General features: G+C 70.7%; 1 protein-coding gene. It reads right to left on the bottom strand.

What is annotated here, in order from left to right; all coding sequences use genetic code 11:
- Window positions 1-1,895: hypothetical protein (locus KY572_RS46775; RefSeq protein ID WP_224250310.1), on the bottom strand; the 1,895-nt coding region annotated here is incomplete at its 3' end.
- Window positions 1,896-1,950 lie beyond the last annotated feature (55 nt).

Raw genomic sequence — 1,950 nt, 5'->3', positions numbered from 1 at the left:
TCTGGCTTCATTGACGCGAGGAAGCGGCTCTTGAAGCTGAAGGTCTCTACGCGAGGAGGCTGGCCGGCGGAGGGCTGTTGCTCGATGACGAGCACGTCCGCGTAGCGAAGGCCAGGCACACCCGGTTTGGACACGCCCACGTGCACCTCGATGCGTGGCTGGGTGAAGCCCTGAAGCCAGCGGCGCTGAGCCATCGGTAGGAGGGCATCCGCGCGCAGCAGTTCCACCATGGCGCGCTCGAAGGCCAGCCCTCGGGCGAAGATGCCCCGCATGCGCTCGTAGGGTTCCCAGCGCAGAGGCCCGGCCGTGGCCTCGCCGCGCTCCAGGGCGGTGAGTCGCCGCTGGCGATAGGTGAGGTACTCCGCCCAGAGGGCGTAGCCCTCCGGTACTCCCGGAGGTGGGGAGGAGAGGGTGTCGCGCAGCTTGTGGAGCAGTGCCACATCCGCGGGCAGACGTGGGCCCGGGGCTTCCAGCTCGGCCTGGCGGAGTTTGGCCTCCACCACTTCCGGGCTGTGGCCAGCTGCTTCGTCCACCAGCGAGGACAGGCCGCTGGGTGCGCCGCCTGGAGGCGTTCTCGGTTCCTGGGGAGCCGGGCGCTCGGAGCGGGCCTCGGACAACCAGGCCTGTGCTCGGGCCAGATTGCCGCGCGCTTCGTAGAGGGCCACGGCGGCGGGCTCTCCTCCAGCTCCCACGAAGACGGCGGCTTCCCGGCGGGCTCGAATGTAACGGGCCAGCTCGCTCAGGCCGTCCACCCCCAGCCGCTCTGCTACCTGCCACGCCACCCGCCGCAGCGCCTCCAGTCGCAGCTCCGGAGGTGAGAGCCGCGACTTTCCTTCCGCCAGAGACCGCGCACCCTTGCCGCCGGCATACAGCGCCACCAGCAGCGCCGCCGGAGCCAGCTCGCGCGTGGCCTGCTCGTACTGCCCTTGTGTCAGTGCTCCCAGGCCATGAGCCGTGCCCACCGCCAGGTGGTAGAGGCCCAGAGGCACCCCGAAGGTCAGCTGGTCGAAGCTTCCCAGCGCCGCGTTGCCGGGCGTGTAGTGCTCACGCATCAGCTCCCGCTCCAGCGCTGCTTGCGCCTGCTGGTAGGCCGGCGGCAGCTGCTGGAGCTGTTTGCTCATGCGCTGGTAGCGCGCTCCGTCGCTCGTGGGAGTGCTGTTGAGCGCGTCCGTGGCGGCGTGCCCCAGGCCTCGCAGGACATCCGAGGCGTGCTGTGCTCGCTCCGGGTAGTCCTTCAGCTTCAGCCCGCGCCGCTCCAGTTCCTGGCGCACCGCCTCCATGTGCCCCAGCGTCTGGCTCAGCTGCTTGTCTCGCGCCAGCAGCGCCAGCAGTTCCTCCAGCTCGTCGTCGAAGCTGGTGTGGAGCAGGAAGAGGGCGAACACCTGTGCGTGAGCGCCGTAGTCGCGTGTAGCCTGAAGCAGGAAGGCGGCCCGCTTGCCGGTGAGCGCGTGCGCGGCTCGTGCGTCCACCAGCGGCCCCAGTGCGCCCAGCCGTACCGCGCCCCAGTCGCTCAGTCGTGCCACCACTCGCCCCATGTCCACGCTGTTCTGCAGCGCGAGCGAGTCCGCGACGGAGGAGCACGCCAGGAAAGGCGCCAGCAGCTCCTCCTCCGTGGCGGCCTCTTCCGGCCAGCCTTCCGGTATCGGGCGCGAGCCTGGGGCAACAGGCTCTGCACGCTCAGCGTCTCGTCGCTCCCACTGCGCGGGGCGCACCTGCCCCAGGCCCGCTGCCAGTTGAAGCTCGCGGTGCCAGGCTCGCTGGCGGTAGGCGGCTTCCGTGCTGCGCGGCCCCGCGGACGTAGCGCATCCGCTCGCCAGCCACAGCAGCGCACCCAGCCACAGCGCCGCGGCCCCTCGCGCATGGCGCACCAGGGCCCACGCCAGACACGTGCTCATCGGAAGCCCCCCTCAGCCAGTGGAGGGCTTCACGCTACGACACCGCTTCCTCACC

The organism is Hyalangium gracile (assembly GCF_020103725.1).
Classification (GTDB): domain Bacteria; phylum Myxococcota; class Myxococcia; order Myxococcales; family Myxococcaceae; genus Hyalangium; species Hyalangium gracile.
This window is presented reverse-complemented; position numbering and strand designations above follow the sequence as displayed.